The 15,495-nt window shown below is 43.8% G+C and carries 10 protein-coding genes; all 10 read left to right on the top strand.

The features are described from left to right. The first annotated feature begins 49 nt into the window (after positions 1 to 49). The gene (locus tag FLA_RS23750) at positions 50 to 2,173 is read left to right on the top strand and encodes a bifunctional aldolase/short-chain dehydrogenase (protein WP_076375026.1); all 2,124 of its coding nucleotides are present in this window, start codon (positions 50 to 52) and stop codon (positions 2,171 to 2,173) included. Positions 2,174 to 2,256: 83 nt separating this feature from the next. Next, positions 2,257 to 2,550, top strand: a complete 294-nt coding sequence (gene rhaM / locus FLA_RS23745; RefSeq protein ID WP_231940321.1) for an L-rhamnose mutarotase — start codon at positions 2,257 to 2,259, stop codon at positions 2,548 to 2,550. 16 nt (positions 2,551 to 2,566) lie between these two features. Continuing rightward, entirely contained in the window at positions 2,567 to 3,844 is a 1,278-nt protein-coding gene (locus tag FLA_RS23740; RefSeq protein WP_076375022.1) for a TIM barrel protein, read from the top strand. An 81-nt stretch (positions 3,845 to 3,925) separates the two neighbouring features. Next, positions 3,926 to 5,305 carry an FGGY-family carbohydrate kinase gene (locus tag FLA_RS23735; protein WP_076375020.1) on the top strand — a complete coding sequence of 460 codons (1,380 nt, stop codon included), beginning with the start codon at positions 3,926 to 3,928 and terminating at the stop codon, positions 5,303 to 5,305. Next, positions 5,302 to 6,054 (top strand): (Fe-S)-binding protein, encoded by a 753-nt coding sequence (locus FLA_RS23730; protein WP_076375018.1) that lies wholly within the window; start codon positions 5,302 to 5,304, stop codon positions 6,052 to 6,054. The genes FLA_RS23735 and FLA_RS23730 overlap by 4 nt, the downstream gene beginning before the upstream one ends. Beyond that, positions 6,038 to 7,414, top strand: coding sequence for a lactate utilization protein B (locus tag FLA_RS23725; RefSeq protein WP_076375016.1), 1,377 nt, complete (start codon positions 6,038 to 6,040; stop codon positions 7,412 to 7,414). Before FLA_RS23730 ends, FLA_RS23725 begins: the two co-directional genes overlap by 17 nt. Beyond that, the gene (locus FLA_RS23720; protein WP_076375014.1) at positions 7,411 to 8,004 is read left to right on the top strand and encodes a LutC/YkgG family protein; all 594 of its coding nucleotides are present in this window, start codon (positions 7,411 to 7,413) and stop codon (positions 8,002 to 8,004) included. The genes FLA_RS23725 and FLA_RS23720 overlap by 4 nt, the downstream gene beginning before the upstream one ends. A 296-nt stretch (positions 8,005 to 8,300) precedes the next feature. Continuing rightward, on the top strand, positions 8,301 to 11,420 hold the full coding sequence (locus FLA_RS23715) for a SusC/RagA family TonB-linked outer membrane protein (RefSeq protein WP_076375012.1): 3,120 nt from the start codon (positions 8,301 to 8,303) through the stop codon (positions 11,418 to 11,420). A 27-nt stretch (positions 11,421 to 11,447) separates the two neighbouring features. Next, positions 11,448 to 13,412: a RagB/SusD family nutrient uptake outer membrane protein gene (locus FLA_RS23710; RefSeq protein ID WP_076375010.1), complete on the top strand. Its 1,965-nt coding sequence runs from the start codon at positions 11,448 to 11,450 to the stop codon at positions 13,410 to 13,412. Positions 13,413 to 13,559: 147 nt separating this feature from the next. After that, positions 13,560 to 15,485, top strand: a complete 1,926-nt coding sequence (locus FLA_RS31740; protein WP_084205980.1) for an oligogalacturonate lyase family protein — start codon at positions 13,560 to 13,562, stop codon at positions 15,483 to 15,485. The last annotated feature ends 10 nt before the right edge of the window (positions 15,486 to 15,495 follow it).

The following is a 15,495-nucleotide window of genomic DNA, read 5'->3' as shown; positions in this document are numbered from 1 at the left end:
CAACAAAGAGAATAAACAAACTTTCTTAAAACAATATAAAAGTATAGATATGTCAACAGCTGCATCAACTCAGTACAAACACGTGAGTTATTTGTGGGACGAAAAGAAAGCCGCTGAACTGGCTGGTGATGAAGTAGCCCTTTTGGTTTACCGTTCCAACCTGTTAGGTGCTGATCTTCGTTTAACCAACTATGGCGGTGGTAACACTTCCTGCAAAGCCATTGCTAAAGATCCTTTAACAGGCAAAGAAACAGAGGTAATGTGGGTAAAAGGTTCTGGTGGCGACCTGGCTTCTATGAAGCGCAATGGTCTGGCTGCTTTATATGTTGACCGTTTACGCAGTTTAACCAATGTTTACCGTGGCATCGAGTTTGAAGATGAAATGGTAGAACTGTTTAATCATTGCATTTTTGACCTGGCGTCTAAAGCGCCTTCTATCGATACGCCTTTACACGGCTTTTTACCATTCAAACACATTGACCACCTGCACCCGGATGCGGCTATTGCTATTGCAGCAGCGAAAGACGGTAAGAAAATTACGCAGGAGTTGTTCAATGGTTCTATCGGCTGGGTAGAATGGCAACGTCCTGGTTTTGACCTGGGCTTACAACTGAAACAGTGCCTGGACGAGAATCCTGGTATCCGTGGCATTATGTTAGGCTCTCACGGTTTATTTACCTGGGGTGATACCGCTTACGAAAGCTATGTGAACACGCTGGAAGTAATTGAGCGTTGTGCACAATACATACAAGACAACATACACAAGCAACCAGCAGTTTTTGGCGGGGCGAGGTTACAATCTTTGTCTAAGGATAACCGTATGCAACAAGCGGCGAACCTTGCTCCCATACTGCGTGGTTTTTGTTCAAGCTATACCAAAATGATCGGTCACTTCACTGATGACGATCGCGTTCTGGAGTTTATCAACTCTAACGACCTAGATAGACTGGCTCCCATGGGTACCAGCTGTCCTGACCACTTCCTGCGTACTAAAATCAGTCCGCTGGTATTGAGCCTGAAACCTGATCAGGATTTGAGCGATGTAAAAGCGATTAAAGAGCAACTGGCTCCTGCTTTTGAAGCTTACCGTGCTATGTACACCGAGTACTACAACAGCTGCAAGCATCCGAATAGCCCTGCTATCCGCGATACCAACCCGGTTGTTATCCTGTACCCGGGTGTAGGTATGTTCACTTTCTCTAAAGACAAGCAAACTGCACGTGTAGCGGCTGAGTTTTATACCAACGCTATTAACGTAATGAAAGGTGCAGAAGCTATTTCTCAATATACTTCATTACCTCGCCAGGAAGCATTCAACATTGAATACTGGTTACTGGAAGAAGCTAAGTTGCAGCGTATGCCTAAGCCTAAAGCTTTAAGCGGTCGTATTGCACTGGTTACCGGTAGCGCTGGTGGTATTGGTAAGGCTATTGCCAAAAGATTTGCCAACGAAGGTGCTGTAGTTGTAGTAAACGACAACGATGCTACTCGTTTGGAAAGTGCAAAAGAAGAATTCCAGAAAGAATACGGTAAAGACGTGTTTGCTACCGCTATCCTGGACGTTACTAAAGCAGACGATATCAACGGTGCTTTAAAAGTAGCTGCCCTGGCTTTCGGTGGTGTGGATATCATCGTTAACTGCGCTGGTTTATCTATCTCTAAACCATTGGAAGAGCATACTGAAAAAGATTGGGATCTGTTATATGATGTATTAGTGAAAGGTCAGTTCCTGGTTACCCAGGCTGGTGTGGAAATAATGCGTAAGCAAGACATCGGTGGCGACGTACTGAACATTGTAAGTAAAAACGCCCTGATGAGTGGTCCTAACAACGCCGGTTACGGTAGTGCTAAAGCTGCCCAGTTACACCTGAGCCGCCTGAACGCTGCTGAATTAGGTAAAGACCATATTCGTGTGAACGTGGTAAACCCTGATGCGGTAATTTCTGACAGTAAAATCTGGGCTGGTGCATGGGCTGAAGGTCGTGCAAAAGCTTACGGCGTAACCGTAGCGGAATTACCTGCTTACTACGCAAAACGTACTTTACTGAACGAAATCATTTTACCTGGTGATATTGCTGATGCTTGTTTCGCTTTCGTAGGCGGCCTGCTGAACAAATCTACCGGTAACGTGCTGAACGTAGACGGTGGTGTAGCTACAGCGTTTGTAAGATAATTTTCTAACATAGAGGAGTGAAAAGGCCCTGGTTTTTTCACTCCTTTCTTCTGAATCATCCTATGGCAAAAATTGGATTTACCATGAAACTGTTCCCTGGAAAGGAAGCAGAATATAAGAAACGCCACGATGAAATCTGGCCTGAGTTAGCTACCTTGCTAACCGAAACGGGAATTAGCGATTACTCCATTTTTCTGGACGAAAAAACGTTAACCCTGTTTGGTGTGTACGAGGTTGCCAATGAAGAAGCCTTAAAAAATTTACCCGAGCAACCAATCATGCGTAAATGGTGGCATTATATGGGCGATATTATGGAAACCAATCCTGATGAAAGCCCGGTAAGCATATCATTGAAACAAGTGTTCTATTTACCCTAATTAAAAAGATTGCGCAATGCAAGTTGAAAAGTATAAAATAGACGAGTTCAACAACTCTATCGAGAGCGCTCACAAACGCAAGTTTGATTTTGTAGCGGCAGACGTTAACAAGCTGGAAGATATTTTAAAGAAACTGGCCGATTTCCAGGTAGCTATCCCTAGCTGGGCATTAGGTACCGGTGGTACCCGTTTTGGCCGTTTCCCAAGCAAAGGTGGTGAACCACGCAGCCTGGAAGAAAAAATTGAAGATGTGGGTTTACTGCATGCTTTAAACCGTTCCAGCGGCGCTATCTCCCTGCACATTCCCTGGGATATACCTTCTAACGCAAAGTCTATTAAAGCATTGGCAGCACAGCATGGCCTGAAGTTCGACGCCATGAACTCCAATACTTTCCAGGATCAGCCTGATCAAAAACACAGCTACAAGTTTGGTTCTATGCAGCACACTGATAAAGCAGTGCGTAAGCAAGCCGTAGAACACAACATTGAAGTAATTAAATATGGTGTGGAACTGGGTTCTGAATCACTGACCGTATGGCTGGCAGATGGTAGCTGTTTCCCAGGTCAGCTGAACTTCAGAAACGCCTTCCAGAACACCCTGGAAAGCCTGCAGGAAGTATATGCAGCTTTACCGGATGCCTGGAAACTGTTTGTAGAATACAAAGCATTTGAACCTAACTTCTACTCTACAACCGTAGGTGACTGGGGCCAAAGCTTACTGTATGCAAGCAAACTGGGACCTAAAGCGTACACGCTGGTTGACTTAGGTCACCACCTGCCTAACGCAAACATTGAGCAAATCGTTTCCCTGTTACTGATGGAAGGCAAACTGGCCGGTTTCCACTTTAACGATAGCAAATATGGTGATGATGACCTTACTGTAGGTAGCATCAACCCTTACCAGTTGTTCCTGATTTTCAAAGAACTGGTAGAAGGTATGGATACCCGTGGCATGAACCACGCATCTGACCTGGGCTGGATGATCGATGCTTCACACAACGTGAAAGATCCGCTGGAAGACCTGTTACAAAGCGTAGAAGCTATCATGGTAGCTTATGCACAGGCTTTACTGGTAGATGAGAAAGCGCTGAAAGAAGCACAATTATCTAACGACGTAGTGCGTGCACAGGAAATTTTACAAACCGCTTACCGTACAGATGTACGTCCGCTGGTAGCTGAAGCTCGCTTACGCGCTGGTGGTGCACTGGACCCTGTTGCGTTTTACCGCACACAGGATGTAAGAGGCAACCTGGTAAAAGAAAGAGGTGCTAAAACCGTAGCAACCGGATTATAATAAATAAGCAGACAGACGACAGATGGCAGTTGACAGGGTTTTGTTACACATCTTGTCGCTGTCAGCTGTCAACTGTCCTATATGAGCGTTCCTGTAGTAGCAATTTTTGACATCGGAAAAACTAATAAGAAACTCTTCTTATTTGATGAGCATTACCACGTCGTTTTAGAAAAAAACGCACAGTTTGAAGAAACGAGAGATGAAGATGGTGATGCCTGCGAAAACGTAGCCCAGCTTACTGCATGGGTGAAAGAACAACTGGATGAAGTAGTATCCCAGTTTGATGTAAAAGCCGTAAACTTCACTACTTACGGTGCCAGCTTTGTACATATTGATGATAAAGGCCGTGTAGTTACGCCTTTATACAATTACCTGAAGCCTTACCCGCAACCCGTAAGTGATGCCTTTTTCTCCCGTTATGGCGGGGAAGTAGCCGTATCCCGCGCTACCGCATCACCAGTGTTGGGTAGCTTAAACTCAGGTTTACAGTTATATCGTATCAAGCAGTTAAAATCGCTGATCTATAGCCGTATCAAGTGGTCGTTACATCTTCCTCAGTACATCAGCTTCCTGATCACCAACAAAACTATTTCTGATATTACCAGCATTGGCTGTCATACCCAGTTGTGGGATTTTGACAAGAATACCTATCACCAATGGGTAATTGCAGAAGGTATTGATAAAAAGCTGGCTCCTATTGCGCCATCTGACAGCGTGGTTCCTGTTACCGTACACGGTAAAGAACTGCAGGTAGGTGGCGGTTTACATGATAGCTCTTCGGCGCTGATCCCTTACCTGGCTTGCTTTTCTGAGCCTTTTGTGCTGTTAAGCACTGGTACCTGGTGTATTAGCCTGAACCCTTTTAACGCCAACCCGTTAACGCCGGAAGAACTGGCGCAGGACTGTTTGTGTTATATGGAGTATCATGGTAAGCCGGTAAAAGCTTCCCGTTTATTTGCGGGTAACGAGCACGAAATACAAACCAAAAAACTGTCCGCTAAGTTTAATAAGCCATTAGATCATTTTAAAGAAGTAGAGTTCAATCCGGATATGATTGCTTCTATCCAGCCTGCACCTAAGCCAAGGCCGGGAGAAGAAGTAGAAGGATTGGCAAAATCTGCTTTCTATTTAAGAGATCTGGATGATTTTACTTCTTACGAAGAAGCTTACCATTGCCTGATTTCTGATATTATGGAGTTGCAGAAAACTTCTGCCCAGCTGGTAATTCAGGACACTGGCGTGAAGCGTATTTTCGTGGATGGTGGCTTTAGCAAAAACCCGGTATATATGCATTTACTGGCGCAGGCATTTCCTAAAATGGAAGTATTTGCTGCTTCTGTAGCGCAGGCTACAGCAGTGGGTGCAGCTTTGGCAGTGCATAAGCACTGGAACCATAAGCCACTGCCAGGTGATTTAATTGAGATGAAGTATTACAGAGTAGCTCAGAATATGGAGATATGAAAGTAGGATTGTTTATACCGTGTTATGTAGACCAGTTTTATCCGCAGGTAGCCGTTGCTACTTTACAGCTGCTGGAAAAACTGGGGTGTGATGTGGAGTTTCCGATGCGGCAAACCTGTTGCGGCCAGCCAATGGCTAACTCGGGCTATGAACACTTGACGCACGGATGTAATGAAAACTTTGTAGATAACTTTCAGGGTTTTGATTACATCGTGTGTCCGTCGGGTAGCTGTACCCTTCATGTAAAAGACCATTTGCACTCGAAGAAAGACGAAAATGCAGCGCAAACCATCCGTAAAAAGGTATATGAGCTCACTGAGTTTTTAACCGATGTGCTGAAGGTAGAAAACCTCCGGGCCAGCTTTCCGCATAAGGTAGGCTTTCACCAAAGCTGCCACGGACAACGCGGCCTGCATATGTCGCAAATGACCGAACTGGTAGCAGAACCGTTTTCCAAGCCAGAGCACTTGTTAAGCCAGGTAAGCGGCATTGAGCTGGTTACACTAAAGCGTAAAGATGAATGCTGTGGTTTTGGTGGCACTTTTTGTGTAGCAGAAGAAGCGGTATCGGCTAAAATGGGCAAAGACCGTGTGGCCGATCACCTGCAGCAGGAGGTGGAATTTATTGCGGGTGCCGACATGAGCTGCCTGATGCATATGGAAGGTATTTTACGCAGACAGAAGAGTCCTGTTAAAGTGATACATATTGCTGAAATTTTAAACAGTACTGTTCATGAACCAACCACATAAAGATCACGCAACCTTAGCAGAGAAGTTTAATGCAGATGAGGATCGGGTAAACTGGCATGATGAAACTTTATGGTGGATACGCCAGAAGCGCGATAAAATAGTATGGACATTGCCGGAGTGGGAGCAGTTGCGTGAAACCGCTTCGCAGATAAAACTGAACGTACTTGGCAATTTATCTGATTACTTATTACAGTTTGAAGCCAATGCACAGAAGAACGGTGTAACCGTACACTGGGCAGCGAATGGCGAAGAACATAATAAAATAGTACACCGTTTATTACAAGAGCAGGGTGTTACACAAATGGTGAAAAGTAAGAGTATGCTTACGGAAGAATGCCATTTGAATGAATACCTGGAGCAGAACGGTGTGGAAGTAGTGGATACCGATTTGGGCGAACGTATTGTGCAGCTGGCCAAAGAGCCACCCAGCCATATCGTATTACCTTGTATTCACTGGAAAAAAGAAGAGATAGGAGAGTTGTTCCATAAATTCCTGGGCACACCTGCAGGCAATGCCGATCCGCAGTTTTTAACACATGCGGCCCGTTTAAACCTGCGCCAGGATTTTCTTACCCGTAAAGTAGCCCTAACCGGCGTAAACTTTGCTGTTGCTGAAACCGGCGAGTTTGTAGTGTGTACCAATGAAGGCAATGCCGATATGGGCGCACACCTGGCCAATGTTCACATTGCCAGCATGGGTATTGAAAAACTGATTCCGCAGCGTAAGCACCTGGGGGTGTTTTTACGTTTGCTTACCCGCAGTGCTACAGGGCAGCCTATTACTACTTATAGCAGTCACTTTGCCAAGCCGCGTCCCGGCCAGCAAATGCACATTATACTGGTAGATAATGGCCGTAGTATTCACCTGGGTAAAGAAGAATTCCGCAATTCATTAAAGTGTATACGTTGTGGTGCCTGTATGAACACCTGTCCTGTATACAGGCGCAGTGGTGGACATAGCTACCATAACGCAGTAGCGGGTCCTATCGGCTCTATACTGGCGCCTAACTTTGATATGCGTAAGAATGCCGATCTGCCTTTTGCTTCTACCTTATGTGGCTCATGCTCCAACGTATGTCCTGTTAAAATAGATATACACGATCAGTTGTATAAATGGCGTCAGGTGCTGGCCAAAGAAGGATACACACCTAAGGTAAAAACCGTTGCTATGAAAGCGATGGCAATTACCTTAAGTAAGCCGGGCATATTTACCATAGCTGGTAAAATAGGCCGTATTACTATGCGTAGTATACCTGGGTTGGTGAATAACAAAATGAACCCCTGGTATAAGCAACGTGAAATGCCGGAAGCACCGAAAGAATCATTTAGAGAGTGGTATCAGAAAAACAGGAAAAAATGAGTTCGCGCGAAGATATTATAAAAAGGGTACAACAAAATCAACCACCAGCAGTTGCATTGCCGAACACAGATGTGTTTATTAATATGCGCGATGCAGATGTGGAGCAGTTTAAACAAACCTTTCGTAACATAGGTGGTGCTTTGTATGAAGTGAACAATTACGAACAGGTAATTGAAATACTGCGTACAGATTTCGCTGCTTTTAAAAAGAAGATCACCACCCTAAAGCAACTGGAAGCTATTGCAGATACCAGCTGGTTTAAGGATGATCCGCATAGTTTGCACGATGCAGAGGTGATGATTGCCGAAGCACATTTTGGTGTATGTGAAAATGGTGCGGTGTGGATTACCGAGCCTAATATGGTGCAGCGTGCATCGGTGTTTATTGGTGAACACCTGGTAATGCTGGTGCGCAAAAGCAGCCTGGTAGCTACTATGCATGATGCGTATGTGCGCATTGCATCGTTGCATGATAGTCAGTATGGGTTTGGCGCATTTATAGCAGGCCCATCTAAAACTGCGGATATTGAGCAGTCGCTGGTGTTAGGAGCTCATGGCCCGCGCACTATGACAATGATGCTGATGGATTAATTACTTAAGTATTCATACTAACAAAGAAAGGCCGGCATTCGTAAGAGTGCCGGCCTTGTTTTTACACGGTATATACGTAGTGCATTACCACTGTTTTTATTAAATAATTGTTTTATCACCCCCTTTTTTTAAAGGGGGTGATAAATGATAATTTATACAGTGTTGTGTTTTGTGTCTCATATAGAAGCAAATTTATCTGTCAGCAGGATGGGACAGGATACATGTTGGTGTTTTGTTAAATACTTTCGCCGCCGTGTACTTAAGTGCACAGAACCTAATATAACCAACAAGCCTATATGAAAGTAAAACTACTTGTCATTGAGGGAGCCTTATGCTTCATGCTACTGCTATGTCCTGCTTTGAGCTCAAGACTACTTGCGCAAAGCGACAGTGCTGCTGTTAAGAAAACAATCACCGGAAAAATTACAGATCCTGAGGGTAAACCTTTAGAAGGTGCTACCGTACAGGTAAAAGGAACCTCTATGATGGTGGCTTCCAAAGCTGGTGGTGAATTCACTTTAAGTAATGTACCATCAGATGCGGTACTGATTGTTACAGCTGTCGGCTTTGAAGCCCTGGAAGCAGCAGTAAACGGTCAGTCAACCGTAAATGTTTCCGTGAAAACCAAAACCAATGCATTGGAAGATGTAGTGGTGGTAGGTTATGGTACCCGTAAAAAAACGGATGTAACCGGTGCTGTTGCCAGCCTGGGTGCAGAAGAAATTAAAAAACGCCCTGTACAGAACGCACTGCAGGCTATGCAGGGCAAAATGGGTGGTGTGGATATTACTTCCAACGAACGCCCTGGTGAAGTAGGTAAAGTACTGATCCGCGGTAACAGGTCGTTAAGTGCTTCTAATGACCCTTTATATGTGATAGATGGTATTCCCATGCCATTAGGTTCTGCAGGTGGCATTGATGCATTGAACCCACAGGACATTGAAGCGATAGACGTATTGAAAGATGCGAGTGCTACTGCTATCTATGGTTCACGTGGTGCTAACGGTGTAATCCTTGTTACTACCAAATCTGGTAAGAAAGGCAGAACTACTTTAAACTATACAGGTAACCTGACTTTTGACAATCAGCAGAACCGTACTGAAATGATGAGCGCTGCTGAGTATATAGAATTCAGAAGGAATGCTTATCGTCGTGATGGTAACTATCCTGATGTACCTACCCTGGCAGATGACCAAAGAATTTTTGGTGGTGAATACTACGCATTTGAAAATGTGAAAAAAGGATGGACCACTGGTACCTGGAACCCCAATGCGGTATCTACTACAGACTGGACAGGTTTAGTATTACAAACCGGCATTACACAGGATCATACCCTGAGTGTAAGCGGTGGTAGCGATAAAGTAAGAAGTTATGGCTCTTTTGGTTACTTAAACCAACAGGGCACTATGAAAGGACAGGACTTTAAGCGCTATAATGGTAAGTTTAATACCGAAGTAAAGCCAACCAAATGGTTTACAATGGGTGGTAGCGTAACTGCTACATACAGTGTACAGAATTATGGTTATGCGAGCTTAACCAGCACTTCTACTACTAATATTTTCCAGGCTGCACAAAATATGCTGCCTTATGCCGTGCCTTATGACAGTTTAGGCAAGCGTATTGTAATGCCCGGTGGTGATGATGGCATCATGAACCCGGTTTATGAAGATAGATTAACGTTAAATGAACGTAAGGTTATCAGAACACTGGGTACATTATATGCAGAAGTTGAACCTATTAAAGGTTTAAAATACAGGTTTAACTTTGGTCCTGATTTCTATAGCCTGCGTAATGGACGTTACTGGGATGCACAGTCTATAAATAGAGGAGCCGGTAGTGCTTCTTCAACTAACCAGGCAAGGTTAGATGCAAGTACCCGTGTTTCCTGGACATTGGATAACCTGGTTTACTACGATAAAAACATTGAGAAGCATAATATTGGTATTACCTTATTGCAAAGTGCTTCTGCCAACCGTTTAGAAGGTTCTTCTATCACTGCACAGGCTTTATCTAATGCCAGTCAGAAATGGTATAACCTGGGTTCTGCTACTGCACAAACAGCCCTCAGCAGCTTGTCTGAAACCAAGCTGGAGTCTTACATGGGCCGTGTAAACTATAGCTTTGACAGCAAATACCTGTTTACTGCTTCTGCAAGATGGGATGGTGCTTCTCAGCTGGCCGACGGTCATAAATGGGACTTCTTCCCTTCTGCTTCCGCTGCATGGCGTATGGATCAGGAAGATTTCATTCGCAGTATAAGCTGGATCAAAACCCTGAAATTAAGATTAGGTGTGGGTGTTACAGGTAACTCTGCTGTAGATGCATATGCTACAAAAGGCAATCCACAAGGTACTACCTATGTATTTGGCAACAGCATTCTTACAGGGTATCTTCCTTCCAGCTTATTTGCCAGAACTGTAAACCCAATGGGTAACACTGGCTTAGGATGGGAGAAAACAAAACAATGGAACATGGGTGTGGATTTTGACGTGCTGAAAGGCAGGTTAAGCGGTACTATCGACTTATATACTACCAAGACCACAGACCTGTTAATGAATATGAGCATTTTAACACTGACAGGTTACCAGTCTACTTATGGTAATATCGGTGCTACCTCTAACAAAGGCGTGGATATCAACCTGACTTCTAATAATGTTAGGACTAAAGATTTTGCCTGGACTACCAACCTGAGCATTTCTTACAACAAAAGCAAGATTACCAAGTTAAACAATGGTATTACAAAAGATATTACCAATGGCTGGTTTGTAGGCGAGCAAATTGGTTCTAACTATGATTATGTGAAAGAAGGTATCTGGCAGAATGACACTAAAGACCAGTCTTTGTTGGCCCTGTACAAACAAAAAGGATCCAACTTCACTTCTACCTCAGCAGGTAACATCAGGGTAAAAGATCTGAATCATGATACTTTGATTGATCCTAACAATGACAGAACTATTGTAGGGCATGCGAATCCTAACTGGACTGGCGGTATGACCAACACGTTTACCTATAAAAACTTTGAGTTGTCTGTATTCGTGTTTTCCCGTCTTGGCTTTACTGTGTTAACCGGGCAAGAGTTTTTACAAGGTCGTTATGCACAACGTAAGTTAGATTACTGGACACCTACTAATCCTACTAACGACTATCCTTCACCTAGTTATAAAACTTCCAGTGGTGACCAGTTTAAGAGTTCTATGAACTATCAGAGTGGTTCATTCATTAAAATCAGAAATATTGCGTTGGGATATACCTTACCTAAGCAAACCTTGGGTAAACTGCATCTGACCAACTGCAAAGTGTATGCACAGGTTACCAACCCAGGCTTTATTTTCAGCAAAGTAAGCTGGATTGATCCTGATACCGGTTTAGCTACTTTCAACCGTGGCTTTGTACTGGGTGTGAATATGGGGCTTTAATTTTTAATGACTGTTAAACAAAGAACAATGACAACTTTTCATAAAGGTTTATATAAATGGCTGATTGCCGCAAGTAGCGTAGCATTGCTGCCTTCTTGTTCCAAATCGTTTTTACATGAAGAGCAGATCACCTCTGTAACTTCCGATGAATATAAAACCCAGGATGGTATTGATAAGCTGGTAATTGGTATGTATCTGAGCTACCGTTACCCTTTCAACTCTGAATGGGGATATGGTTCTCTGAACTTTGGTACCGATGAGTTTGCAGTAGGCGGTGCCGTTACGGTAGAGCCCTGGAACACTTATAGCATCAATTCTCAGAGCATTTATATTAACAGCACCTGGGATGCAATGTATAGTGCTATTAATACGGCGAACATTGTAATTCAAAATACCCCCGTATATTATACACCCGGCACTGGCGCTGATACCCGTTTAGGTGAAGGTTATTTTACACGTGCATGGGCTTATTTTAACCTGGTTACCCAATATGGTGGTGTGCCTCTTAAACTGACTCCTTCTACTACTGTAGAATATGAGTTTACAAGAGCGGCTGCTAAAGACATCTATGCGCAGATCATCAGTGATTTTACCAAAGCATATGAGGTATTACCCAAAACTGCTGAAGCGAATGGACGTATTACCAAATGGGCTGCTGGACACTTCCTGGCAAAAGCTTACTTAACCCGTGCAAGCGAGCTGTATGATGATTGGAATAGTGCTACCAAGCAAGATGATTTGAATAAGGCAGTTACTTATTCTACCGACGTGATTAGTAATAGTGGACGTTCACTGGCTCCTAACTTTAGCGATCTGTGGAATTATACAGGTCCGGATGGCGCCAATGAAAGTTTGAGTGAAGTGCTGCTGGCGGCACAGTTTAACGATAACCTGAATGGTCGTGACCGTTATGGCAACCAGATGCACTTATTCTTCCTTTCTGTGTATCAGGGTTCGGATGGTATGGTTCGCGATATTCCAGGTGGACGTGAGTATTCGCGTTTAAGAACTACAGATTATCTGATCGATATCTATGATCGTCAAAATGACTCTCGTTTCTGGAAAAGCTTCAGAACTGTTATCAATGCAAATAACCCTGCCAGCATTCCTAAATGGACAGATACATACGCGCCGTCTCCTGAATTAGTGGGTACACCAAAATATGCAGGAAACGAGCCTGCCTGGAAATACATTGTAAATGATGCAGGCGATACACGCTTTACTGCCGATAATATAGGTTATAACAGCGCTCAGTTGAAAGTGCGTTATTATAGCGGCGAATCGGCAAATTATCCTGCAGTAAACCATGGAGGTTATAGTGCAGCTGTATTCCCTGCTTTGTCTAAATTTACAGATGGATCAAGAGAAACTGTTGCGTCTACTTTCGGTAACAGAGATGGCATATTAGCCCGTTTGGGTGAAACTTACCTGATTGCAGCAGAAGCATATGGACGTTTAGGAAACTATAATACGGCGTTAACCTACATTAATACCTTACGTGACAGGGCTGCTTATAAGGCCGGTGAAGACCGTTCGGCTTATGTAGATGGTGGTGTAAGTTATAAGAACAACTCTGTAGCAAATACTGCACAGTATACAACCTATTCTAATAAAAACTCTTATTATGAATCTAACGATATCGAAGTAAGCACCGCAGCTACTTCATTACACTTAAACAGTGTAAATGATATGTTCAACTCTAAGTATGAGTTTTACGATAAGTTAACTTCCTCTTCTGACGCAGATAAATTTATCCAGTTTATCCTGAACGAACGTTCTCGTGAATTAGCAGGTGAATTGCTGCGCTGGCAGGATCTGGCTCGTACCAAAACACTGGTAAAACGTGCCAAAGCTTTCAATGACACTGCTTTGCCATTGGAAAGCAAAAACTATGTGCGCCCGATTCCACAAACATTCCTGGATATGGTGCAGCTGAATGGCAAAAGTTTAACTAATGAGCAGAAGCAAGCCATGCAAAACCCGAATTATTAATCGTTTACCGATATAATCCTACAAAGCCCCGCTTCATACAGGAATGCGGGGCTTTTTTCAGGACGGAACGGGATAGTTGTTCTTTGTCGCTGTTTACCTTTAATTCCCTTGCCTTTCTATGCTTTTTGTATATTTATAATAGGCCATATGACAAAGAAATTATTCGTTATTACCGCATTAATGCTGTTAGGGTATGTGCAAACGTATGTACAGGCTCAAACAACACCCCAACCAGTACCTGACAAGTTAGTAGTACTCACTTTTGACGACGCCGTAAAAAGTCACTACACCTACGTAGCTCCCCTGTTAAAAAAGTACGGCTTTAACGCCACTTTTTATGTGTGCGAGTTTCAGCAGCCTGCCTTTAGTGATACCAGTTTATACATGACCTGGCCACAGATCAGGGAATTGGGTAAGCAGGGTTTTGAAATAGGCAACCACACCTGGCACCATACCCATGTGAACAAGCTGGATGAAGCCGGATTTTTAAAAGAGCTTTCCTATATAGAGCATAAGTGCGATTCTTTATCGATAGCTCATCCCGTAACTTTTGCTTATCCCGGTTATGATACGGATGTAAAAGCCATCAACACTTTACAGAAAGCGGGTTATCAACTGGCCCGTATCGGTGGTAACCGCACTTACAACCCAAAGGCCGATCATCCTTATTATATACCCAGCTTTAGCACATCGGGCAACGATAAGCGCAAAGTGCTGAATGCTATACAACAGGCTAAGAATGGCAACGTAGTAGTGTTAACGGTGCATGGAGTGCCGGATAATGCGCACAACTGGGTAACTACACCACCAGAGTTGTTTGAAGAATATTTGCAGTATCTGCACGATAACCATTACACGGTTATTTCTATGAAGCAGCTGGGGAGTTATGTAAGCCTGGAAAGCGGCTGGAAGCTACCACCTCAACGGATGCCGGAACTGGCTACAGGTAGTGTAACACCTATGCCTTATGAATGGATAGATAAAGACACCCGTCATAAAGTAATTCAGTTAACACGTACAGAAGGCGATAACGCCAGCTTTTACTTTCACAATAATCCTTTTGTGGATGGCAGGCTGGTGTATTACAACACCAGCCTGAGTGGCAGCAGGCAAATATTTACCGTGAACCTGAAAAGCCTGAAAACAGAGCAGATCACCAATCACCCTGGCGTAATGAAAGGGGAGATTGTGGCTGTAAAGCGGAAGGAAGTGTTTTACCAGGTAAAGGATAGTGTGTTTGCCACAAACGTGGATACTAAAAAAGAGCGCCTGGTATTTGTGTTCCCGTCAGACTTTAAAGGAGACATCACCACACTGAATGCAGATGAAACCTTATTAGGTGGTGCCTATGGATCTGATAAAGAGAAAGAGCTGTTTAGGCAACATCCCGAAAAGAAAGACTTTTTCAATATTATATATGAAGCAAGGCTGCCCCGTACCTTGTTTACGGTAAACATCAACACCGGGGAGCTGAAAAAAGTATTTACAGATAGCGCCTGGTTAAACCATGTACAGTTTTCTCCATCTGATCCATCTCTGTTAATGTTCTGTCACGAAGGTCCGTGGCATAAGGTAGACAGGATATGGACTATTAATGTGGTAACAGGCGGCGATATTAAACTGGTGCATAAGCGCACAGTAGATATGGAAATTGCGGGACATGAATGGTTTGGTGCCGATGGAAAAACCATTTGGTTTGATTTGCAACAGCCACGTGGTAAAACATTCTTTGTAGCGGGTGCCAATGTGCAAACCGGTAAAGAAGTGAAATACGAGTTTAGCAAGAATGAATGGTCGGTGCATTATACCACTTCACCCGATCAGCAATTGTTTGCGGGCGATGGTGGCGACCCGGATGCAGTGGCCAAAGCGCCGGATGGTAAATGGATTTATTTATTCCGTCCGCAAGGTGACCGTTTTGTGCCGGAGCGCCTGGTGAATATGAAGCAGCACCAGTATAAGCTGGAGCCGAATGTGCATTTTTCACCCGATGGCAAGTGGATTATTTTCCGCGCCAATTTTGAAGGGCAGTCGCAGGTGTATGCGGTATCAATTGAAAAACAGGAATTTTAAATAGTAAGTG

The organism is Filimonas lacunae (assembly GCF_002355595.1).
GTDB classification, from domain to species: domain Bacteria; phylum Bacteroidota; class Bacteroidia; order Chitinophagales; family Chitinophagaceae; genus Filimonas; species Filimonas lacunae.
This window is presented reverse-complemented; position numbering and strand designations above follow the sequence as displayed.

Coding starts and splice junctions, on each gene's coding strand:
- FLA_RS31740 (WP_084205980.1), top strand. CDS start 13,560: ATGACAAAGAAATTATTCGTTATTACCGCATTAATGCTGTTAGGGTAT.
- FLA_RS23750 (WP_076375026.1), top strand. CDS start 50: ATGTCAACAGCTGCATCAACTCAGTACAAACACGTGAGTTATTTGTGG.
- FLA_RS23720 (WP_076375014.1), top strand. CDS start 7,411: ATGAGTTCGCGCGAAGATATTATAAAAAGGGTACAACAAAATCAACCA.
- FLA_RS23725 (WP_076375016.1), top strand. CDS start 6,038: ATGAACCAACCACATAAAGATCACGCAACCTTAGCAGAGAAGTTTAAT.
- rhaM (WP_231940321.1), top strand. CDS start 2,257: ATGAAACTGTTCCCTGGAAAGGAAGCAGAATATAAGAAACGCCACGAT.
- FLA_RS23710 (WP_076375010.1), top strand. CDS start 11,448: ATGACAACTTTTCATAAAGGTTTATATAAATGGCTGATTGCCGCAAGT.
- FLA_RS23740 (WP_076375022.1), top strand. CDS start 2,567: ATGCAAGTTGAAAAGTATAAAATAGACGAGTTCAACAACTCTATCGAG.
- FLA_RS23715 (WP_076375012.1), top strand. CDS start 8,301: ATGAAAGTAAAACTACTTGTCATTGAGGGAGCCTTATGCTTCATGCTA.
- FLA_RS23735 (WP_076375020.1), top strand. CDS start 3,926: ATGAGCGTTCCTGTAGTAGCAATTTTTGACATCGGAAAAACTAATAAG.
- FLA_RS23730 (WP_076375018.1), top strand. CDS start 5,302: ATGAAAGTAGGATTGTTTATACCGTGTTATGTAGACCAGTTTTATCCG.